This is a genomic window from Escherichia sp. WS568 (genome assembly GCF_046486085.1).
GTDB classification, from domain to species: Bacteria; Pseudomonadota; Gammaproteobacteria; order Enterobacterales; family Enterobacteriaceae; genus Escherichia; species Escherichia coli.
In genome coordinates this window covers 242399-264342 of record NZ_JBJQMC010000004.1, presented here as the reverse complement: position 1 = coordinate 264342, position 21944 = coordinate 242399, and the positions used below count along the sequence as shown (strand labels likewise).

Genomic DNA, 21944 nt, shown 5'->3' with positions numbered 1-21944 from the left:
CCTTCCGTTAAAGCGTCCTGAATACCAGTAACAACAAGCAAGCAAAGACCGGTACCGCAGCCGTCAGGCTATCAATACGATCTAAAATACCACCGTGTCCTGGAATTAAATGACCGCTGTCCTTAATTCCTGCTTCACGCTTAAACATACTTTCGGTCAGATCGCCGAGCACTGAGGCTAACGCTGCGACAATAGAGCAAATGAGTAAGGTAACGGGAGCGACGTCGAGATTCACCCACATGCCATAACCCCATGAGATTACCGCTGCGGTCGCGAGTCCACCGATAAAGCCTTGCCAGGTTTTACCCGGAGAAACCTTCGGTGCCAGTTTATGTTTACCAAACAATTTGCCAAACATATATGCGCCAGAGTCAGCGCCCCATACCAGGATCATGACATAGAGCAGCCATATTGCGCCACTGTAATGATTCTCGTCGTAGTGCCAGGCCCGTAACGCCAGCATGCCCCAGAAGAAGGGAACAATGGTTAGCACGCCAAAAATAATGCGCAATGTTTTAGAGTTACGCCAGATTGCTGCGGAACCTGGGTAAAACAGCACCAGCAATAGCGCGACAATCCACCAACCCAGCGAAGCCCAAAGTGAGATTTCAACCAGCGGTTGATGAATATTTCGGTGATATTCCGGCAACAGAAAAAGCATCAGCGCCAACAATAACCCGCATAACACCGCCAACCATACTCGCTGCGAACGAGTGGTAAAACCGCTAAGCTGTCCCCATTCCCACGCTGCCAGCATACAGACCACCAGCGTTACAATGGCGAACCCCACCGGCGGCAACAGAAACAACGCCGCGATGACGACGGGTATTAACACAAAAGCAGATATCAGGCGATACTTCAGCAAAAGCGACCCCCATCAGGCTGTTTCATCACCGGGCTCGGTGCCGCCGAAACGACGCTCTCGATTAGCAAAGGCATTTAACGCCCCTTCAAAGTCTTGTTCATCGAAATCGGGCCAGAGAACATCTGTAAAGTAAAGTTCGGCATAGGCAATTTGCCAAAGCAAAAAGTTACTAATGCGATGCTCCCCCCCAGTCCTAATTACTAAATCTACAGGGGCCAGTTCATGCATACAGACATGCTGGTTTAGCATCTCTTCATCTATCTGATCTGGTTGCAGGTTTCCTTGCTGCACCTTTTCAGCCAGTTGCCTGACTCCCTGGACTATATCCCAACGTCCACCGTAGTTCGCCGCAATATTCAGCGTCAGACCGGTATTCCCGGCTGTTAGCGCTTCAGATTTACGAATACGTTCTTGCAAACGCGAGTTAAAGCGACTGGTATCGCCAATAATACGCAGACGCACGTTATGTCGGTGCAGACTCTTTACTTCGCTATCAAGCGCCCACACAAACAGTTCCATTAACGCACTGACTTCCTGCGCTGGTCGGTTCCAGTTTTCACTACTAAAGGCATACAGAGTTAACGCCTCAATACCGTTGTTGGCCGCAAAAGAGACAGCCCGGCGGACGGATTTTGCCCCGGCTTTATGCCCAAAGGCACGAATCTTCCCTTGCTTTTTTGCCCAGCGACCATTGCCGTCCATAATGATCGCAACATGACGACAGCCATGCGCTGGCAATTTTTCGCTAAGTGGTTGAGTAGCAGACAACATCACGCGTTTCTTATTCCCTGACAGGGTTTACGGTACTCAGGAATACTGAAGCCTATACAAAAAAAAGCCGTGTAAAACCACGGCATACCTGACCTTATAAAGCCAACTACTTACGATCAGATGGCGCAGACTATATCACTGAAGCCCTACGCTAACAAATAGCGCGACTCTCTGTAGCCGGATTATCCTCAGCTTGCGAGACGCATCACCTCTTTTCTGGCGACTTCACGCGCGTTCGCATCAACAGATAACACATCGTCCACACATTGTGGTTCGCGCATATCCATTTTTTCCAGTACGGATAAATTCAACGCGGCGATATCCGTAAAGCGGATTTGTTGCGCAAGAAAAGCAGCAACGGTGATTTCGTTTGCGGCATTCAATGCTGTCGTCGCTGCCTGGCCTTGTTCGAACGCCTCCATCGCCAGTTTCAGGCATGGATAACGATCATAATCCGGTGCGGCAAATGTCAACGCACTTAGTTTGCAAAAATCGAGCGGCTTCACGCCAGAGTTCACGCGATTCGGCCATGCCATGGTGTGGGCAATTGGCGTACGCATATCCGGTTCCCCCAGCTGCGCCAGAACACTGCCGTCCTGATAGCGCACCATTGAGTGAATCACTGACTGCGGGTGAATCAGCACTTCCATCTGGCTGGCGCTGGCGTTAAACAGCCAACGCGCTTCAATGTATTCCAGACCTTTATTCATCATGGTAGCCGAATCGACAGAAATTTTACGCCCCATCGACCAGTTCGGATGACGGCAGGCTTGATCCGGCGTCATTGTTGCCAAATCGCGCAATGGCGTCTCACGGAAAGGGCCACCAGACCCGGTAAGTAAAATGGACACCACGCCATTTTGCTCAAGGTCAGCGTATCCCAGATTATGCTGGATAGGTTGCGGTAAACTCTGAAAAATGGCGTTATGTTCGCTATCGACCGGTAACAATTGCGCTTTGCTCTGCTTTACGGCGTCCATAAACAGACGTCCGCAGGTAACCAGTGATTCTTTATTGGCCAGCAAAATGGTTTTACCCGCGCGGATCGCAGCAAGCGTAGGTAACAGCCCAGCAGCGCCAACAATGGCTGCCATCACCTGATCAACATCCTCAAGCGCTGCCATATCGCAAGCGGCTTGTTGCCCACTTAAGACTTCGGTGCGGCTACCCTGTTGCTGTAGCATCGTTTTAAGAAGTTTCGCACTCGCTTCATCGTCCATTACGGCATAGCGGGGAGAGAATTCCAGGCACTGTTCTACCATGCGAGTGACATTTTTGCCTGCCACCAGCGCAACTACGCGGAAGTGTTCGGGATTATGGCGCACCACGTCCAGCGTGCTGCAACCAATCGAGCCGGTCGAGCCCAGAATGGTGAGTTGCTTCATGAAACATCCAGAGTTGAGACAGAATAAAAAGCAAAACGCCGCCAGCCGATCCGCAAGGATCTACTGAGCGGCGTTTTTGTCGTTCAAGAAATCAGAACTGCATCAGTTCTGCTTCTTTGTCTGCCAGCGCCGCTTCAATTTTCTTGATTGCAGCATCAGTCAGTTTCTGTACATCGTCCTGAGAACGGCGATCGTCGTCTTCGCTGATCTCTTTATCTTTCAACAGTGCTTTCACTTTGTCGTTCGCGTCACGACGCACGTTACGTACTGCAACACGCGCTTGTTCTGCTTCACCACGAACGATTTTGGTCAGATCTTTACGACGTTCTTCCGTCAGCGGCGGCAGCGGAACACGGATGTCGCTACCCGCAGAGTTCGGGTTCAGGCCAAGATCGGACGCCATAATCGCTTTTTCAACGGCCGGAGACATTGAACGATCAAACACGTTGATTTTCAGAGTACGGGAATCTTCTACCGTTACGCTTGCCAGCTGACGCAGCGGCGTCGGCGTGCCGTAATATTCCACGACAATGCCATCCAGCAGGCTGGGAGAAGCACGACCCGTGCGTATTTTGCTGATTTGGGTTTTGAACGCTTCTACGCATTTGTCCATGCGTACTTCAGCATCTTTTCTGATATCGCTAATCACGTTACGAATCCTTGAAAACTTGTCTCAGTCAGACCAGACAGTCACACACAGTGGAAGTGTGCTAAGTATAGCCCTGATTAAACATATTACGGGTAAGATCCCCCGCGATACTTACGCGGAATCTTACCCTTATTTATCCATCACGGGAATTATTCCGTGATTAAAGTCCCTTCTTTTTCACCCATTACCACACGGCGCAGCGCACCCGGTTTGTTCATGTTGAAAACACGAATCGGTAATTTATGGTCACGAGCCAGCGTGAAGGCCGCCAGGTCCATGACTTTCAGCTCTTTTTCGAGCACTTCGCTGTAAGTCAGTTGCTCGTACATGGTTGCGGTTGGATCTTTCGCCGGATCAGCGGTAAACACGCCGTCAACTTTGGTTGCTTTCAGCACCACATCGGCTTCAATTTCGATACCACGCAGGCACGCTGCTGAGTCGGTGGTAAAGAACGGGTTACCTGTACCGGCGGAGAGGATCACCACACGGTTGTTGCGCAACAGGCTGATAGCTTCTGCCCAGCTGTAGCTGTCGCACACGCCATTCAAGGGAATAGCGGACATCAGACGAGCGTTCACATAGGCGCGGTGCAGTGCATCACGCATTGCCAGGCCGTTCATTACGGTCGCCAGCATCCCCATGTGGTCGCCCACAACGCGGTTCATACCCGCTTTCGCCAGACCAGCGCCACGGAACAGGTTACCCCCACCAATCACCACACCAACCTGAATACCCAGTTCAACCAGTTCTTTGATTTCCTGAGCCATGCGATCCAGTATGCTTGCATCAATACCGAAGCCTTCAGTGCCCTGCAGAGCTTCGCCACTCAACTTAAGCAGAATGCGTTTATAGACGGGTTTTGCATTGGTAGCCATGTTTCTTTCCTGAGACTGTCAACGATTGAAATGAATTAATACTAGCGACATTGTACGTCGCTTTTCAGCGCAGCCCCACAAGGGTTAGCTGAATTTACAAGATGGGCACAAAAAGAAGCCGCCCTCAGGCGGCTCCTTTTCGATAATTAAGACTGCTTGGACATCGCAGCAACTTCTGCTGCAAAGTCAGTCTCAACTTTCTCGATGCCTTCACCCACTTCGAAGCGGATGAAGCCAGTCACTTCAGCGTTATGCTCTTTCAGCAGCTGACCAACAGTTTTGCTTGGTTCCATAACGAACGGCTGACCGGTCAGAGAAACTTCGCCGGTGAATTTCTTCATGCGGCCTTCAACCATTTTCTCTGCGATTTCTTTCGGCTTACCAGACTGCATCGCGATATCCAGCTGTACCTGGTATTCTTTTTCTACCACTTCAGCGGATACATCTTCTGGTTTGATGAATTCTGGCTTGCTTGCAGCAACGTGCATAGCGATGTGTTTAACCAGCTCTTCGTCAGCGCCTTTAGCAGCAACCAGAACGCCGATACGCGCACCGTGCTGATAAGAACCCAGAACGTCGCCTTCCAGCGCAGCAACGCGGCGAATGTTGATGTTTTCACCAATTTTCGCTACCAGCGCAACACGTTCTTCTTCGAACTGTGCTTTCAGAACTTCAACGTCAGTGATTTTGCCAGCAACAGCTGCGTCCAGAACTTTGTCTGCGAACGCCTGGAAACCAGCGTCTTTTGCAACGAAGTCAGTCTGGCAGTTAACTTCCAGAATGATGCCGTAGTTGCCGTCGATTTTGGTTTTGATCACGCCGTCAGCAGCAACGTTGCCTGCTTTTTTCGCTGCTTTAATAGCACCGGACTTACGCATGTTTTCGATTGCCAGCTCGATGTCGCCGTTAGCTTCAGTCAGTGCTTTTTTGCAATCCATCATGCCTGCGCCAGTACGCTCACGCAGCTCTTTTACCAGGGATGCGGTAATTTCAGCCATTCTAAAATCCTCGGAGATGTGATCTGCCCGGCATTAAACCGCACAGATATAAAAGTGAAAAAGGGGGCCATATGCAGGCCCCCTAACCAAACGTGTACTACCTGGTCTATAAGGGCTCGTACGAGCGTGCCTTATTACTCAGCTTCTACGAAGCTTTCTTCCGCCTGGGAAGCCAGATCCTGAGAACGGCCTTCACGTACGGTTGCAGCAACAGCGCCCAGGTACAGGGTCACAGCACGGATTGCGTCGTCGTTACCCGGGATAACGAAGTCAACACCGTCCGGATCAGAGTTGGTATCAACGATAGCAAATACCGGAATACCCAGGTTGTTTGCTTCTTTGATAGCAATGTGTTCGTGGTCAGCATCGATTACAAACAGAGCGTCCGGCAGACCGCCCATGTCTTTGATACCGCCCAGGCTGTTTTCCAGTTTCTCCAGCTCACGAGTGCGCATCAGCGCTTCTTTCTTGGTCAGCTTGTCGAAAGTACCGTCCTGAGACTGAGTTTCCAGGTCTTTCAGACGTTTGATGGACTGACGAACGGTTTTCCAGTTAGTCAGCATACCGCCCAGCCAGCGATGGTTCACGAAGAACTGGTCGCAGCTCAGAGCAGCGTCTTTCACCGCTTCGCTTGCAGCACGTTTAGTACCAACGAAAAGGATTTTACCTTTGCGAGAAGCAATCTTGTTCAGTTCAGCCAGAGCTTCGTTGAACATCGGTACAGTTTTCTCAAGGTTGATGATGTGAACTTTGTTACGCGCACCGAAGATGAACGGCTTCATTTTCGGGTTCCAGTAACGGGTCTGGTGACCGAAGTGAACACCAGCCTTGAGCATGTCGCGCATGGAAACAGTTGCCATGATTAAAACCTCTATATAAAAGTTGGGGTTATGCCTCCACGTATCCCATATTACCGACCCCAAAGGGCACCCCGGAATATGTGCCGATACGTGTGTGTTGTTACACAAAGTGAGATTGTCGCTTCCGTCCAGTCTGTGTATACGAAATGGATCGGAAGTCCGGCGCGCTTTATACCACAAATACGTCGCGGACACCAATAATTGTTGGCGCTGTGTACAGCATCAGACGTTGAATTTTCTATTATAGAAAACCTTCAGTGGCACGTTTGGCGAAATTCAGAATGATTCTCAATTTGCCCGGGTGTGATACCATTGACGGCACTTACATATATATTGTCGGTATCACCGACGCTGATGGACAGAATTAATGGCTATCTCAATCAAGACCCCAGAAGATATCGAAAAAATGCGCGTCGCTGGCCGACTGGCTGCCGAAGTGCTGGAGATGATCGAACCGTATGTTAAACCGGGCGTCAGCACCGGCGAGCTGGATCGCATCTGTAATGATTACATTGTTAATGAACAACACGCGGTTTCTGCCTGCCTCGGCTATCACGGCTATCCGAAATCCGTTTGCATCTCTATTAATGAAGTGGTGTGCCACGGTATCCCGGACGATGCGAAGCTGCTGAAAGATGGCGATATCGTTAACATTGATGTCACCGTAATCAAAGATGGTTTCCATGGCGATACCTCGAAAATGTTTATCGTCGGTAAGCCGACCATCATGGGCGAACGTCTGTGCCGCATCACGCAAGAAAGCCTGTACCTGGCGCTACGCATGGTAAAACCTGGCATTAATCTGCGCGAAATCGGTGCGGCGATTCAGAAGTTTGTCGAAGCAGAAGGCTTCTCTGTCGTTCGTGAATATTGTGGACACGGTATTGGTCGCGGCTTCCATGAAGAACCGCAGGTGCTGCACTATGACTCCCGTGAAACCAACGTCGTGCTGAAACCGGGGATGACGTTCACCATCGAGCCAATGGTCAACGCGGGTAAAAAAGAGATCCGCACCATGAAAGATGGCTGGACGGTAAAAACCAAAGATCGCAGCTTGTCTGCACAATACGAGCATACTATTGTGGTGACTGATAACGGCTGCGAAATTCTGACGCTACGTAAGGATGACACCATCCCGGCGATAATCTCGCACGACGAATAAAATGAAGCCGGCGAATGCCGGCTTTTTTAATGCAATAATTTAATCTTATGGGTGGCGCACAATGAATACCCTTCCAGAACAGTACGCAAACACCGCTCTCCCCACCCTGCCCGGTCAACCGCAAAATCCATGCGGCTGGCCCCGTGATGAATTAACCGTTTGTGGGATAAAAGCCCATATTGATACTTTCCAGCGTTGGCTGGGTGATGCCTTTGACAATGGAATCTCTGCAGAAGAGTTGGTTGAGGCGCGTACCGAGTTTATCGACCAGCTCCTGCAACGGTTATGGATTGACGCGGGATTCAGCCAGATTGCCGACCTGGCACTGGTTGCCGTCGGTGGTTATGGTCGTGGCGAGCTGCATCCACTTTCTGACATCGATTTACTGATTTTAAGCCGTAAAAAGCTCCCGGACGATCAGGCGCAAAAAGTGGGCGAGCTGTTAACGCTGCTCTGGGATGTAAAGCTGGAAGTGGGTCATAGCGTGCGCACGCTTGAAGAGTGCATGCTGGAAGGGTTATCGGATTTAACCGTCGCCACCAATTTAATCGAATCCCGCTTATTAATTGGCGATGTTGCGCTGTTCCTCGAACTGCAAAAACATATTTTTAGCGAAGGATTCTGGCCTTCCGACAAGTTCTACGCGGCGAAAGTTGAAGAACAGAACCAGCGCCATCAGCGTTACCACGGCACCAGCTACAACCTTGAACCAGACATCAAAAGTAGCCCCGGCGGCTTGCGCGATATCCACACTCTGCAATGGGTGGCCCGCCGTCATTTTGGCGCAACATCGCTGGATGAAATGGTCGGGTTTGGCTTCTTAACCTCAGCGGAGCGGGCAGAATTAAACGAATGTCTGCATATATTGTGGCGTATTCGCTTTGCGCTGCATCTTGTCGTCAGCCGTTACGATAATCGCCTGTTATTCGATCGCCAGCTTAGCGTCGCCCAGCGTTTGAATTACAGTGGTGAAGGTAACGAACCGGTCGAGCGGATGATGAAGGATTACTTCCGCGTTACACGCCGCGTCAGTGAACTCAACCAGATGCTGCTGCAACTGTTCGATGAAGCCATCCTCGCCCTTCCCGCCGACGAAAAACCCCGTCCAATCGACGATGAGTTTCAGCTACGCGGAACGCTGATCGACCTGCGTGATGAAACACTATTTATGCGCCAGCCGGAAGCCATCTTGCGTATGTTCTACACCATGGTGCGCAACAGTGCGATCACCGGCATTTACTCCACCACGCTACGCCAGTTACGCCACGCCCGTCGCCACCTGCAACAACCTCTGTGTAATATTCCGGAAGCGCGAAAACTGTTTTTGAGCATTCTGCGTCACCCCGGAGCGGTGCGGCGCGGGCTATTGCCAATGCATCGCCATAGCGTGCTCGGCGCGTATATGCCGCAATGGTCGCATATCGTCGGGCAGATGCAGTTTGACCTGTTCCATGCCTACACGGTGGATGAACATACTATCCGCGTGATGCTGAAACTGGAGAGTTTTGCCAGTGAAGAAACGCGCCAGCGCCATCCGTTGTGTGTGGACGTCTGGCCGCGTCTGCCGTCAACTGAGCTGATTTTCATCGCCGCGCTGTTTCACGATATCGCCAAAGGGCGTGGCGGCGACCACTCCATTCTCGGTGCACAAGACGTGGTGCATTTTGCCGAACTCCACGGGCTTAACTCGCGCGAAACACAGCTGGTCGCCTGGCTGGTTCGCCAGCACTTGCTGATGTCGGTGACAGCTCAGCGCCGCGATATTCAGGACCCGGAAGTCATCAAGCAGTTTGCCGAAGAAGTTCAAACGGAAAATCGTCTGCGCTATCTGGTATGCCTGACAGTGGCTGACATTTGCGCCACCAACGAAACACTGTGGAATAGCTGGAAGCAAAGTCTGTTGCGCGAACTCTATTTTGCCACCGAAAAACAGCTACGACGCGGAATGCAAAACACGCCGGATATGCGCGAACGGGTTCGCCATCACCAACTCCAGGCGCTGGCACTGCTGCGCATGGATAACATCGACGAAGAGGCGCTGCACCAAATTTGGTCACGCTGTCGTGCTAACTATTTTGTCCGCCATAGCCCAAATCAACTGGCCTGGCATGCGCGCCATTTATTACAGCATGATTTAAGCAAACCGCTGGTATTGCTTAGTCCGCAGGCTACGCGTGGAGGCACCGAGATTTTTATCTGGAGCCCGGACCGCCCCTATCTGTTTGCCGCCGTCTGTGCCGAATTAGACCGCCGCAATTTAAGTGTTCACGACGCACAAATTTTCACCACTCGCGACGGTATGGCGATGGATACCTTTATAGTGCTGGAACCCGATGGTAGCCCGCTATCCGCAGATCGTCATGAGGTTATTCGGTTTGGTCTGGAGCAGGTGCTGACACAAAGTAGCTGGCAGCCACCGCAGCCCCGTCGCCAACCCGCTAAATTGCGCCATTTTACTGTTGAAACCGAAGTGACGTTTTTGCCGACCCATACCGACCGCAAATCGTTCCTCGAACTGATCGCCCTCGACCAACCTGGACTGCTGGCGCGAGTCGGGAAAATTTTTGCCGATCTGGGAATTTCGCTTCATGGCGCCCGAATTACAACCATTGGCGAGCGAGTAGAAGATTTATTCATAATTGCCACCGCTGACCGGCGTGCGCTTAATAACGAGTTGCAGCAGGAAGTGCATCAGCGGTTGACAGAGGCCCTCAATCCAAACGATAAAGGGTGATGTGTTTACTGATATGAAAAGAGTTTAACAATGCAGCAGTTACAGAACATTATTGAAACCGCTTTTGAACGCCGTGCCGAGATCACGCCAGCCAATGCAGACACCGTTACCCGCGAAGCGGTAAATCAGGTGATCGCCCTGCTGGATTCCGGCGCACTGCGTGTAGCGGAAAAAATTGACGGTCAGTGGGTGACGCATCAGTGGTTGAAAAAAGCGGTGCTGCTCTCTTTCCGTATTAATGATAATCAGGTGATCGAAGGGGCAGAAAGCCGCTACTTCGACAAAGTGCCGATGAAATTCGCTAACTACGATGCAGCACGTTTCCAGAAAGAAGGCTTCCGCGTCGTGCCACCAGCGGCAGTGCGTCAGGGCGCGTTCATTGCCCGTAACACCGTGCTGATGCCGTCTTACGTCAACATCGGCGCATATGTTGATGAAGGCACCATGGTTGATACCTGGGCGACCGTCGGTTCCTGTGCGCAGATTGGTAAAAACGTCCACCTTTCCGGTGGCGTGGGTATCGGCGGCGTGCTGGAGCCGCTGCAGGCTAACCCGACCATTATTGAAGATAACTGCTTCATCGGCGCACGCTCTGAAGTGGTTGAAGGGGTGATTGTCGAAGAAGGTTCCGTCATTTCCATGGGCGTATACATTGGTCAGAGCACCCGTATTTACGACCGTGAAACCGGCGAAATCCACTACGGTCGCGTTCCGGCAGGGTCTGTGGTTGTTTCAGGTAATCTGCCGTCGAAAGATGGCAAATACAGTCTCTACTGTGCAGTTATCGTTAAGAAAGTTGACGCGAAAACTCGCGGTAAAGTTGGTATTAACGAACTGCTGCGTACCATCGACTAAAAGTATGTACACGGGCAGCACGACGCTGCCCGATTGCTTTCTGGTTCAGAATAATTCGTCCTGCTCATTCTTCCTCCCCCCTTTTTTAAATACTTTTTCATCTTGTTTCGGACTGTCATGTAATTCGCAAAACGAAGATAAATGTGCTAATCCATCCCATGGAATATCGCCACAATAAAGCAGGTAATTTTTTGATTTTTACGCCATGATAGAAGTCTGGAAGAAAAAGGCTTTCTGCGATCACAGTCGAGCCGGGCGGGCCAGGCCAAATGCTAAAATAAGCACAATTTACTGACTCATTTTGAGGTAACGCTATGTACGACAATCTGAAAAGTCTGGGTATTACCAATCCTGAAGAAATTGATCGTTACAGCCTCCGGCAGGAAGCCAACAACGATATTCTGAAAATCTATTTCCAGAAAGACAAAGGCGAGTTTTTCGCCAAGAGCGTGAAGTTTAAATATCCGCGTCAGCGTAAAACGGTCGTCGCTGATGGTGTGGGTCAGGGTTATAAAGAAGTCCAGGAAATCAGCCCGAATCTACGGTATATCATTGATGAGCTTGATCAAATCTGCCAGCGTGACCGCAGCGAAGTTGATCTTAAGCGTAAGATCCTCGACGACTTACGTCACCTGGAGTCAGTAGTAACCAATAAGATCAGCGAGATTGAAGCCGATCTGGAAAAACTGACGCGTAAATAATGTCATTCTGTGGGCCGGGTAAAGTCTCACCCGGCTGTAATTTTGTCATCGACCTACCGCTCTTCATCCAGTTGTAACGCCACATACAGCAGCAACCTGTCATCAAAATTGCCCAAATCAAGCCCGGTCAGTTCCGATATACGATTAAGCCGATACTCCAGAGTATTACGATGAATAAACAGCGCCTTTGACGTTGCCAGCGGTTGCACATTGTGACGAAACCACGCCGCCAACGTTCGCCGCAGTAAACCATTATTGTCCATCGCTTTCAGCCGCGCCAGCGGTCGCGCCAGTTCGTTGGCCTGCCAGTCGCCACGCAAACTGTCGAGTAACACAGGCAACATCAGATCCTGATAAAAATAGCAGCGACTTTCTGGCATCCGCTGTTTACCCACCACCATCGTCGTTTTCGCCGTACGATAGGATCGGGCAATACCGCCAGGACCGGTAAAATAGTTGCCCAGCGAAACGCGAAAACGCAGCTGGCCGTACTCTTTCATGCGGGTAATCAGTTGTTCAACTCGCTTACGATGATCTTCTGCATCCCAGCGCCCAAAAGAGTTCAACGCCGGTTTCAACACCACCATTTCGGTCAGCGAAACAATTGCCACCAGATTATTACGCTCGGGCGTAGTCAGCGCGTTTTGCAGTTGCTGTAACTCCGCCATTGCGCTGTCCACGCCAAGCTGACCGCTGTCGACCTCAACAATAGCTACCACTCGCGGTTGATTGAGATCGATCCCCAGCCGTTGCGCCCATTCCGTAAGTGCGGGAGTATTCTCCTCAGCCTGAATCAGGTTCATCACCAGTTCTTCCCGCAAACGGCTATCCTGCGCCAACAGGTGCATCAACCGCGACTGTTCCAGCATCATTTCAGCCGTCATGCAGACCAGTTCGCCATATTTACGCAGATTCTCTGGTTCACCTGTCAGGCCAATTACGCCGACAATTTCACCTTCCAGCCGTAACGGTAGATTAATCCCCTGCCGCACACCGTGCAGATGACGTGCCACCGCGTCATCGATATCGACGACTCGTCCCTGTGAAAGTACCAGCAATGCTCCTTCGTGCAATTCACCAATACGCTCACGATCGCCGCTGCCGATAATTCGCCCGCGGGCATCCATTACGTTGATATTGGTATCGATGATGCGCATGGTACGTGCCACGATATCCTGCGCCATTTTGGTATCAAGATGCCAGCCAGCCATAAGTCCTCCATTATGCACGGCTTAGCATAAGGAAGTACGTAACGTACGGCATTGTGCAAATGCCCAAAGGATGATGAAGATGTATGGAGTTGTGGTGAAGTTCACAGATTGTAAGGAGAACCCCTTCCCGTTTTCAGGAAGGGGTTGAGGGAGATTACTGCATTAACAGGTAGATGGTGCTGTCGCCGCGCTGAATGTTCAGTGCCAGCACAGACGGTTTGCTGTCGAGAACTTTACGCAGTTCAGCGATGTTTTTCACTGCCTGCTGGTTCGCGCCAATAATCACATCACCTTTCTTCAGGCCGATCTGCGCAGCCGGAGTGCCCGTTTTCACGTTGTTCACCACCACGCCCTGATCTTTGCCTTTGTTACTCATCTCAGCGCCTTCAATGCCGTTGAAGATGGTGCTGGAATCAACCTGATTCTGGCTGCTCTGCTGAAGTTCCAGGTTCACGTTAACCTGCTTCCCGTCGCGCAGTAAGCCCAGGGTCAGTTTGCTACCTACCGGCATAGTGCCCACCTGAGCACGCAGTGCGGCAAAGCTGCTGATTGGCTTACCGTTCAGTGAGGTGATCACATCACCCGCTTTAATGCCCGCTTTCGCGGCGGAAGAATTCGGCAGAACCTGGCTTACGAAAGCACCGCGCTGGGCGTCAACTTTCATCGCTTTCGCCAGATCGGAGTTCAGCTCAGTGCCCATAATACCCAACTCACCGCGTTTCACCTGGCCGTATTCCACCATCTGCGAGGTCAGGTTTTTCACCATGTTGCTCGGGATAGCAAAACCGATACCGATGTTGCCGCCGTCCGGTGCGAGGATCGCGGTGTTGATACCGATCAGTTCACCGTTCAGGTTAACCAGCGCACCACCGGAGTTACCACGGTTAATCGCTGCATCGGTCTGGATGAAGTTTTCGTAGTTTTCGGCATTCAGGCCGCTACGCCCCAGCGCAGAGACAATCCCGGAAGTTACCGTCTCGCCCAGACCAAACGGGTTACCAATCGCTACGGTGTAATCACCCACGCGCAGTGCATCAGAATCCGCCATCTTAATTGCGGTCAGGTTTTTCGGGTTCTGGATCTGGATCAGCGCGATATCAGAGCGCGGATCTTTGCCAACCATCTTCGCGTCGAACTTACGGCCATCGCTCAGTTGGACTTTAATCACCGTCGCGTTATCAACAACGTGGTTGTTGGTGACGACATAGCCTTTATCGGCATCAATGATGACGCCGGAACCCAGCGCCATGAATTTCTGTTGCTGGCCGCCACCATTACCGCCCTGGCCACCCTGGCAGAACGGAGAACTCTGGAACGGAGAACCTTCCTGGCAGAACGGAGAATCATCACCGAAGAACTGCTGGAAATTACGCGGCATACGCGGCGTATTAACGGTTGTGCTACCTTCTACGTTAATGCTGACCACTGAAGGCATCACCTTTTCGAGCATCGGTGCAAGGCTTGGCATCTGCTGGGCTGTCGTTGCTGAAGAAGTCTCAGCCGCCGTTGCAGAGAGCGGAGATAACGCCAAACCTAAACTCAGAGCCAGTGCACTCAGTGCTAATGTGGTTTTTTTCATGTATTTCAGTCTCGATTAACAGATAACGCAAAATTGCTGTGTTCTTCAGATTCGTTTTATAGCGCGAAGTTCCGAACTAAAGTTTCTGCAAAAGGTAAAAATTTATTGTTCGTCTTTACAAAAGCCTGGTTATTGTTCTACGGCCATCAGACGTCGGTATTCATCCCAGGCATAGAGGTCGGTCATACCGCTGATATAATCCTGCAGCAGGCGGCAACGGTAATAATATTCCCATAGCGGAAACTCAGGAGAATCTGACGGTAATTTACTGACAGCCTCGACATAGGCCAGCCGATGGCGCGTCGAGAGTTTGTGGAATAAGCGCGATTCAATAGGGAAACGTTTCACCCGTTCTTTTTCTACCAGTTCAGTAAAGTCTGATAACGACAGGCTTAATAAAGGGCGATAAATCTCTAATAATCCGCTAATGACCCGATAGCCCTGCAATTCAAGCTGCTCGACATCTGGATGGCTAAACACATGTTTTACAGCGACATTTTTATAAAGCTTAAGAAGATCGCTGCATTCGCTGGCATCTTCCAATAATGCATGATTAAACGTTCCGGCGAAAATCGCAGGCAGATTATCAATAAATCGTTGTGCCGCGTAGGGTACCAGTTTATTTAGAGTGTTTACCCTTAAATACATAAAAAACTGATCTTCCGTACTGCGGCTTAAACTATTTGAGCGTGATTTTTCCCAGGCATTTTCAACCACCAGCGAAAAGAGCGAACCTTTCTCATGCTGGCCCCACGCTTCGTGCAAATGATGATAAAGCTGCTCAACGGTAAATATTCTTTTCTCTACCGCATCTTCAAGATCTGCCACACAATAGGAGATGTCGTCGGCAGCTTCCATAATCCACGTTAATGGAAAACGACTGTAAAGCGCCAAATTAAGTTCTTTACGCAACCGGGCAATATAGGCTTCCTCAGAAAGATAATAACCCGGCTTTTTCATTAAATAGTGATGTGTCTCAGGCGTTTCGCCACGCCACCACGCCGGACGGGTATATTTTAAAATACCGCCAACCTGTGCCCAGGTGAGATTCATCCGCATCAATGTATGCACCAAACGAATACCCTGTGCGTTACCTTCAAAATGACATAAGTCCTGACGTATTTTGCGCCGCAGCTCGTTAAGCGGTTCTTCCCCGTCCCGTAAACGTAGTGCTGCCACGCTGCAGCGATCGTCAGTCAGAGGCTGGCTTTCGGCATCTTCCGGGTGCAAACGCTGGCGAAACCAGTCATTTATCGCCGCTTCGCCAAAATGACCAAACGGCGGATTGCCGATATCGTGCATAAGGCATGACATCTCAACAATGCTTTCAAAGGGGCCGGTCAGTTCATCCAGGCCGTATGCTTCCAGCAATTTAAGCTCTTTCAGACGGCTTAAAATTTCTTTGGCGATGTAGCGCCCCACCTGCTGGACTTCCATCGAGTGGGTAAGACGCGTGCGCACGGCGGCATTGCGCTCCAGTGGAAAAACCTGGGTCTTTTGTTGCAGACGACGAATTGCCGGAGAGTTGATGATACGCCCGCGATCGCTCTCGAAGATCCGCAGGATCTCATGTTCGGTTTTAACGCCCTGTGGTGAACGGTAACGACGATGCCAGTTTATTTTTTTTCGGAAATCAATCTGTGCCATGTCCTCTCCCGCGTGAGAAATACGCTTCCCCGTAAGCGCATGGTAAACTATGCCTTCAAATCGGGCTTATCGCGAGTAAATCTATGAAAATCGGCATCATTGGTGCAATGGAAGAAGAAGTTACGCTGCTGCGTGACAAAATCGAAAACCGTCAAACTATCAGTCTGGGCGGTTGCGAAATCTATACCGGCCAACTGAATGGAACCGAGGTTGCGCTTCTGAAATCGGGCATCGGTAAAGTCGCTGCGGCGCTGGGTGCCACTCTGCTGTTGGAACACTGCAAGCCAGATGTGATTATTAACACCGGTTCTGCCGGTGGCCTGGCACCAACGCTGAAAGTGGGCGATATCGTTGTCTCGGACGAAGCGCGTTATCACGACGCGGATGTCACGGCATTTGGTTATGAATACGGCCAGTTACCAGGCTGCCCGGCAGGCTTTAAAGCTGACGATAAACTGATCGCTGCCGCTGAGGCCTGCATTGCCGAACTGAATCTTAACGCTGTACGTGGCCTGATTGTTAGCGGCGACGCATTCATCAACGGTTCTGTTGGTCTGGCGAAAATCCGCCACAACTTCCCACAGGCCATTGCTGTAGAGATGGAAGCGACGGCAATCGCCCATGTCTGCCACAATTTCAACGTCCCGTTTGTCGTAGTACGCGCCATCTCCGACGTGGCCGATCAACAGTCTCATCTTAGCTTCGATGAGTTCCTGGCTGTTGCCGCTAAACAGTCCAGCCTGATGGTTGAGTCACTGGTGCAGAAACTGGCACATGGCTAAGTCACTGTTCAGGGCGCTGGTCGCCCTGTCTTTTCTCGCGCCGCTGTGGCTCAATGCCGCGCCGCGCGTCATCACGCTTTCTCCCGCCAACACTGAACTTGCCTTTGCCGCCGGGATCACGCCGGTTGGGGTCAGCAGCTATTCCGACTATCCTCCACAAGCGCAAAAGATTGAGCAGGTTTCCACCTGGCAGGGGATGAATCTGGAACGCATTGTCGCGCTGAAACCCGATCTGGTGATTGCCTGGCGTGGAGGTAATGCCGAGCGGCAGGTTGACCAGCTGGCTTCGCTGGGAATAAAAGTGATGTGGGTCGATGCGACAAGCATTGAACAAATTGCCAATGCGTTACGTCAACTGGCCCCCTGGAGTCCGCAACCGGATAAGGCCGAACAAGCCGCGCAATCCCTGCTGGATCAGTACGCGCAATTGAAAGCGCAATATGCTGATAAACCTAAAAAACGTGTTTTTCTGCAATTCGGCATTAATCCGCCATTTACCAGTGGAAAAGAGTCGATTCAAAACCAGGTACTCGAAGTTTGTGGCGGAGAAAACATCTTTAAAGACAGCCGGGTTCCCTGGCCGCAAGTTAGCCGTGAACAGGTGTTAGCACGCTCGCCACAGGCGATTGTCATTACAGGCGGACCGGACCAAATTCCTAAAATCAAACAATACTGGGGTGAACAGCTCAAAATTCCCGTTATTCCTCTCACGAGTGACTGGTTTGAACGTGCAAGCCCACGTATTATCCTCGCTGCACAACAGCTCTGTAATGCGCTTTCACAGGTAGATTAGCGCCTGACCTTTTCAGGTGCTCAGTGGGGATTGAACAATGCTCGTCTATTGGCTGGATATAGTCGGCACAGCGGTATTTGCCATCTCCGGCGTTTTGTTAGCCGGAAAATTGCGTATGGACCCTTTTGGTGTTCTGGTACTGGGCGTGGTAACCGCAGTAGGCGGCGGAACAATTCGCGACATGGCGCTGGATCACGGCCCGGTATTTTGGGTGAAAGATCCCACCGATCTGGTCGTTGCAATGGTCACCAGCATGCTGACCATCGTGCTGGTGCGCCAGCCAAGACGCTTACCAAAATGGATGTTGCCGGTGCTGGACGCCGTTGGTCTGGCGGTGTTTGTCGGCATTGGCGTGAATAAAGCCTTTAATGCGGAAGCCGGTCCGTTAATCGCGGTTTGTATGGGCGTCATTACTGGCGTTGGCGGCGGGATCATTCGTGATGTACTGGCCCGCGAAATCCCCATGATTTTACGTACAGAAATCTACGCAACTGCCTGTATTATCGGCGGTATTGTCCACGCTACGGCTTATTACACATTTTCCGTACCACTGGAAACAGCCAGTATGATGGGCATGGTCGTGACGCTATTGATTCGGCTGGCGGCTATTCGTTGGCATCTTAAGCTACCGACGTTTGCGCTGGATGAGAATGGTCGTTGAAGAGAGAAGATGTGCCGGATAGTTTATCCGGCACATGAACAGCAGATTAGATACTAAAGGAAGAACCGCAACCGCAGGTACTTTTCGCGTTCGGGTTGGTCACGATGAAACGAGAACCTTCCAAACCTTCGGTATAGTCAACGGAACCGCCGACCAGATATTGCAGGCTCATCGGATCAACCACCAGGCCAACGCCCTGTTTTTCGATGGTCATATCGCCTTCGTTCACCTGATCATCAAAGGTGAAACCATACTGGAAGCCGCTGCAACCGCCACCGGTGATATACACGCGTAATTTCAGATTCGGGTTATCTTCGTCAGCGATCAGGCTTTTAACTTTGTTGGCTGCTGCGTCGGTAAACTCCAGCGGCAGTGCTACGTCATCACTCATATTTTGCTCCAAACGACATCGGCAATTGGGCAAATTCTAACCCAATAATAATCGCCATTATCTAATACCCTGGTATTTCGTTCAAGTATTCTCGCTGGCTGATGCGGCCTTGCTTCGCGCCAGTTGCTCAGCTTCCTGTTTCGCCAGCGTGCGCGCAAGAATCGCCGAGTATAGCGGTTTCCCGCCGGTAAATTGCGCTAATAGTGTTGCGCCAAGACCGGTAATAATCATTGGCAAAATGAGCTGGTAGTTATCGGTCATTTCCAGAACCAGAATAATCCCCGTTAACGGCGCACGAATAGATGCCGCCAGTAACGCCCCCATTCCGGCAATAGCAAAAGTGCCTGCTTCAAGGTGATATTGCGGAAACAGCTCAACGGCAACCATTCCGAAAGCGGTTCCCAGCACAGTACCCAGCGCCAGCATAGGGGCAAAAATACCGCCCGGCGCGCCGGAAGAGAAACAGAGTAAGGTGGTAATGACCCGCGCGACGAAAATAAACACCAGCATTCCCATGCTGAAATTCCCTGCGGTAGCGATAGGAATCAGGTTAAAGCCGCCGCCCGACGTTGCTGGTGCCACAAACCCCAGCAATCCACACAGACCGCCAATTGCACCGCCCATCAGTACCCATTTGGTAATATTGCCGCCGTGCACACGGTGCAGCAAATCCTGCATCCCCAGCACCCATTTATTAAAAATAGGGCCGAAAATGCCAAAAATAATACCGAGGATCAGATAAAGCCACAGCGTATTAAGCGGCGCGTCAGAAAGTTTACCGACGTCAATCAATGCAACTTCATGATTAAAAATCCGGTACATAATGGTCGACATAATGACGCCAATAAATACCGCTTTAATCGAAATTAACGTATAGCGAAACTGCGGACGCATCTCTTCGATAATAAACAAAATACCCGCTAGCGGGGCGTTAAAGGCCGCCGCCAGACCCGCCGCCGCACCGGTTGCCAGTAGCGTATGACGAGCTTCGTCACCTTTCAGGCGGAAAACATCGAGTACCATCCGCCCGATATTGCCGCCTATCTGCACGGTTGGCCCTTCGCGCCCCAACACCATGCCTCCGCCAAGTGTTCCCAGCCCGCCAAAGAATTTCACCGGCAACACACGCCACCAGCGAACGGGACGTTGATCTTCCAGCGCCCCTTCAATTTCCGGGATCCCCGAACCACCTGCTTCCGGCGCGTATTTGCGCACCAAAAAGTAGCCGAACATCGCCAGCACCGCCGAACAGAGAAAAGCGACGGTTAACAGAAGCGGATAATTATCAGCAGTATGTACCAGTGCCCCCATACGTTGGTTCTGCAACCAGGCGACACCTTTGTCAAAAGCAACCGCAGCCAGCCCGACAAGCGTGCCGACGACTGCCGCCATAAACAAAATGGCTAACGGGGTTTTATCGCGCTCAAGAAGTTGGCGAATCAGTTGTCTGCGTCGCAGGCGCGCGGCCTGCGGTGTTTCTAAAGAGGGAGTATCAGTTTTCATCCAATGATCACTTATTGGTCATACAAATAAGATGACGGCATTTTACTCGCACGTTCCATGAAAATCCTTTGCAAAGCGTAATGTTTCAAATGCACAAAACTTTTATACTCTAAGAAATCAGGATTGCACCAGTACAAGCAGCCTGATGTTTGACGAGTATTTAACTTGTTATGAATAACATAGAATAGCAGCCATTCACTTTTTCTACGAATCAGGAACCCTCCATGAGTAAGTCTGAAAATCTTTACAGCGCAGCGCGCGAGCTGATCCCTGGCGGTGTGAACTCCCCTGTTCGCGCCTTTACTGGCGTGGGCGGCACTCCACTGTTTATCGAAAAAGCGGACGGCGCTTATCTGTACGATGTTGATGGCAAAGCCTATATCGATTATGTCGGTTCCTGGGGGCCGATGGTGCTGGGCCATAACCATCCGGCGATCCGCAATGCCGTGATTGAAGCCGCCGAGCGTGGTTTAAGCTTTGGTGCACCAACCGAAATGGAAGTGAAAATGGCGCAACTGGTGACCGAACTGGTCCCGACCATGGATATGGTGCGCATGGTGAACTCCGGCACTGAAGCGACGATGAGCGCCATCCGCCTGGCCCGTGGTTTTACCGGTCGCGACAAAATTATTAAATTTGAAGGTTGTTACCACGGTCACGCTGACTGCCTGCTGGTGAAAGCCGGTTCTGGCGCACTCACGTTAGGCCAGCCAAATTCGCCGGGCGTTCCGGCAGATTTCGCCAAACATACCTTAACCTGTACTTATAACGATCTGGCCTCTGTACGCGCCGCGTTTGAGCAATACCCGCAAGAGATTGCCTGTATTATCGTCGAGCCGGTGGCAGGCAATATGAACTGCGTTCCACCGCTGCCAGAGTTCCTGCCAGGTCTGCGCGCGCTGTGCGACGAATTTGGCGCGTTGCTGATCATCGATGAAGTGATGACCGGTTTCCGCGTAGCGCTAGCTGGCGCACAGGATTATTACGGCGTAGTGCCAGATTTAACCTGCCTCGGCAAAATCATCGGCGGTGGAATGCCGGTAGGCGCATTCGGTGGTCGTCGTGATGTAATGGATGCGCTGGCCCCGACTGGTCCGGTATATCAGGCGGGTACGCTTTCCGGTAACCCGATTGCGATGGCAGCCGGTTTCGCCTGTCTGAATGAAGTCGCACAGCCGGGCGTTCACGAAACGCTGGATGAGCTGACAACACGTCTGGCAGAAGGTCTGCTGGAAGCGGCAGAAGAAGCCGGAATTCCGCTGGTGGTAAACCACGTTGGCGGCATGTTCGGTATTTTCTTTACCGACGCCGAGTCCGTGACGTGCTATCAGGATGTGATGGCCTGTGACGTGGAACGCTTTAAGCGTTTCTTCCATATGATGCTGGACGAAGGTGTTTACCTGGCACCGTCAGCGTTTGAAGCGGGCTTTATGTCCGTGGCGCATAGCATGGAAGATATCAATAACACCATCGATGCTGCACGTCGGGTGTTTGCGAAGTTGTAATGATTTTGCCTCGCCCA

Annotated in this window: 22 protein-coding genes; 8 read left to right on the top strand and 14 right to left on the bottom strand. The window is 51.3% G+C overall.

The features are described 5' to 3' along the window. Positions 1–7: 7 nt before the first annotated feature. The 7 genes from cdsA to rpsB all read right to left on the bottom strand — a co-directional run bounded on the left by cdsA (position 8) and on the right by rpsB (position 6403). Complete coding sequence (gene cdsA, locus ACJHWR_RS06880; RefSeq protein WP_000922440.1) at positions 8–865, bottom strand: phosphatidate cytidylyltransferase; 858 nt, start codon at positions 863–865, stop codon at positions 8–10. Between the two features lie 12 nt (positions 866–877). Further along, complete coding sequence (ispU, locus tag ACJHWR_RS06875; RefSeq protein WP_001295562.1) at positions 878–1636, bottom strand: (2E,6E)-farnesyl-diphosphate-specific ditrans,polycis-undecaprenyl-diphosphate synthase; 759 nt, start codon at positions 1634–1636, stop codon at positions 878–880. 188 nt (positions 1637–1824) lie between these two features. Continuing rightward, positions 1825–3021 carry a 1-deoxy-D-xylulose-5-phosphate reductoisomerase gene (ispC, locus tag ACJHWR_RS06870; RefSeq protein WP_000811923.1) on the bottom strand — a complete coding sequence of 399 codons (1197 nt, stop codon included), beginning with the start codon at positions 3019–3021 and terminating at the stop codon, positions 1825–1827. 91 nt (positions 3022–3112) lie between these two features. Further along, complete coding sequence (gene frr / locus ACJHWR_RS06865; protein ID WP_000622418.1) at positions 3113–3670, bottom strand: ribosome recycling factor; 558 nt, start codon at positions 3668–3670, stop codon at positions 3113–3115. 149 nt (positions 3671–3819) lie between these two features. Then, a complete protein-coding gene (gene pyrH, locus ACJHWR_RS06860; protein WP_000224573.1) occupies positions 3820–4545 on the bottom strand; it encodes a UMP kinase in 726 nt (241 codons plus the stop codon). Positions 4546–4691: 146 nt separating this feature from the next. Beyond that, positions 4692–5543, bottom strand: a complete 852-nt coding sequence (gene tsf / locus ACJHWR_RS06855) for a translation elongation factor Ts (protein ID WP_000818114.1) — start codon at positions 5541–5543, stop codon at positions 4692–4694. Between the two features lie 134 nt (positions 5544–5677). After that, positions 5678–6403, bottom strand: coding sequence for a 30S ribosomal protein S2 (gene rpsB, locus ACJHWR_RS06850; RefSeq protein WP_000246882.1), 726 nt, complete (start codon positions 6401–6403; stop codon positions 5678–5680). A 367-nt stretch (positions 6404–6770) separates the two neighbouring features. Between rpsB and map the strand changes: the two genes are divergently transcribed. The 4 genes from map to ACJHWR_RS06830 all read left to right on the top strand — a co-directional run bounded on the left by map (position 6771) and on the right by ACJHWR_RS06830 (position 11855). Continuing rightward, a complete protein-coding gene (gene map, locus ACJHWR_RS06845; RefSeq protein ID WP_001018194.1) occupies positions 6771–7565 on the top strand; it encodes a type I methionyl aminopeptidase in 795 nt (264 codons plus the stop codon). 61 nt (positions 7566–7626) lie between these two features. Continuing rightward, positions 7627–10299: a bifunctional uridylyltransferase/uridylyl-removing protein GlnD gene (glnD, locus tag ACJHWR_RS06840; protein WP_001094562.1), complete on the top strand. Its 2673-nt coding sequence runs from the start codon at positions 7627–7629 to the stop codon at positions 10297–10299. Positions 10300–10329: 30 nt separating this feature from the next. Next, complete coding sequence (gene dapD, locus ACJHWR_RS06835; protein WP_001186652.1) at positions 10330–11154, top strand: 2,3,4,5-tetrahydropyridine-2,6-dicarboxylate N-succinyltransferase; 825 nt, start codon at positions 10330–10332, stop codon at positions 11152–11154. A gap of 314 nt (positions 11155–11468) precedes the next feature. Further along, positions 11469–11855 carry a DUF3461 family protein gene (locus tag ACJHWR_RS06830; RefSeq protein ID WP_000272188.1) on the top strand — a complete coding sequence of 129 codons (387 nt, stop codon included), beginning with the start codon at positions 11469–11471 and terminating at the stop codon, positions 11853–11855. Positions 11856–11908: 53 nt separating this feature from the next. On the opposite strand, the gene cdaR is transcribed toward ACJHWR_RS06830, so the two are convergent. The 3 genes from cdaR to dgt form a co-directional block, all read right to left on the bottom strand. Next, positions 11909–13066, bottom strand: coding sequence for a DNA-binding transcriptional regulator CdaR (gene cdaR / locus ACJHWR_RS06825; RefSeq protein ID WP_000929433.1), 1158 nt, complete (start codon positions 13064–13066; stop codon positions 11909–11911). A 154-nt stretch (positions 13067–13220) separates the two neighbouring features. Continuing rightward, complete coding sequence (gene degP, locus ACJHWR_RS06820; RefSeq protein WP_000753942.1) at positions 13221–14645, bottom strand: serine endoprotease DegP; 1425 nt, start codon at positions 14643–14645, stop codon at positions 13221–13223. A 129-nt stretch (positions 14646–14774) separates the two neighbouring features. Further along, on the bottom strand, positions 14775–16292 hold the full coding sequence (dgt, locus tag ACJHWR_RS06815) for a dGTPase (protein ID WP_000057067.1): 1518 nt from the start codon (positions 16290–16292) through the stop codon (positions 14775–14777). An 83-nt stretch (positions 16293–16375) separates the two neighbouring features. Here dgt and mtnN point away from each other — a divergent pair, with 83 nt between their 5' ends. From mtnN to ACJHWR_RS06800, 3 genes are read left to right on the top strand one after another with little or no spacing between them, the layout of a single operon-like run. Next, a complete protein-coding gene (gene mtnN, locus ACJHWR_RS06810) occupies positions 16376–17074 on the top strand; it encodes a 5'-methylthioadenosine/S-adenosylhomocysteine nucleosidase (RefSeq protein WP_000689844.1) in 699 nt (232 codons plus the stop codon). Beyond that, positions 17067–17867, top strand: a complete 801-nt coding sequence (btuF, locus tag ACJHWR_RS06805) for a vitamin B12 ABC transporter substrate-binding protein BtuF (RefSeq protein WP_001129927.1) — start codon at positions 17067–17069, stop codon at positions 17865–17867. The genes mtnN and btuF overlap by 8 nt, the downstream gene beginning before the upstream one ends. 37 nt (positions 17868–17904) lie before the next feature. Then, a complete protein-coding gene (locus ACJHWR_RS06800) occupies positions 17905–18528 on the top strand; it encodes a TRIC cation channel family protein (protein ID WP_000964221.1) in 624 nt (207 codons plus the stop codon). A gap of 46 nt (positions 18529–18574) precedes the next feature. Here ACJHWR_RS06800 and erpA read toward each other — a convergent pair whose 3' ends face one another. From erpA to yadX, 4 genes are read right to left on the bottom strand one after another with little or no spacing between them, the layout of a single operon-like run. Then, a complete protein-coding gene (gene erpA / locus ACJHWR_RS06795; RefSeq protein ID WP_001295564.1) occupies positions 18575–18919 on the bottom strand; it encodes an iron-sulfur cluster insertion protein ErpA in 345 nt (114 codons plus the stop codon). Further along, a complete protein-coding gene (gene yadW, locus ACJHWR_RS06790; protein ID WP_120795373.1) occupies positions 18912–18977 on the bottom strand; it encodes a small protein YadW in 66 nt (21 codons plus the stop codon). The genes erpA and yadW overlap by 8 nt, the downstream gene beginning before the upstream one ends. A 23-nt stretch (positions 18978–19000) precedes the next feature. After that, the gene (clcA, locus tag ACJHWR_RS06785) at positions 19001–20422 is read right to left on the bottom strand and encodes a H(+)/Cl(-) exchange transporter ClcA (protein WP_000845408.1); all 1422 of its coding nucleotides are present in this window, start codon (positions 20420–20422) and stop codon (positions 19001–19003) included. A gap of 11 nt (positions 20423–20433) precedes the next feature. Then, complete coding sequence (gene yadX / locus ACJHWR_RS06780; protein ID WP_211180485.1) at positions 20434–20481, bottom strand: protein YadX; 48 nt, start codon at positions 20479–20481, stop codon at positions 20434–20436. A 165-nt stretch (positions 20482–20646) separates the two neighbouring features. Here yadX and hemL point away from each other — a divergent pair, with 165 nt between their 5' ends. Further along, entirely contained in the window at positions 20647–21927 is a 1281-nt protein-coding gene (hemL, locus tag ACJHWR_RS06775; protein ID WP_000045305.1) for a glutamate-1-semialdehyde 2,1-aminomutase, read from the top strand. The last annotated feature ends 17 nt before the right edge of the window (positions 21928–21944 follow it).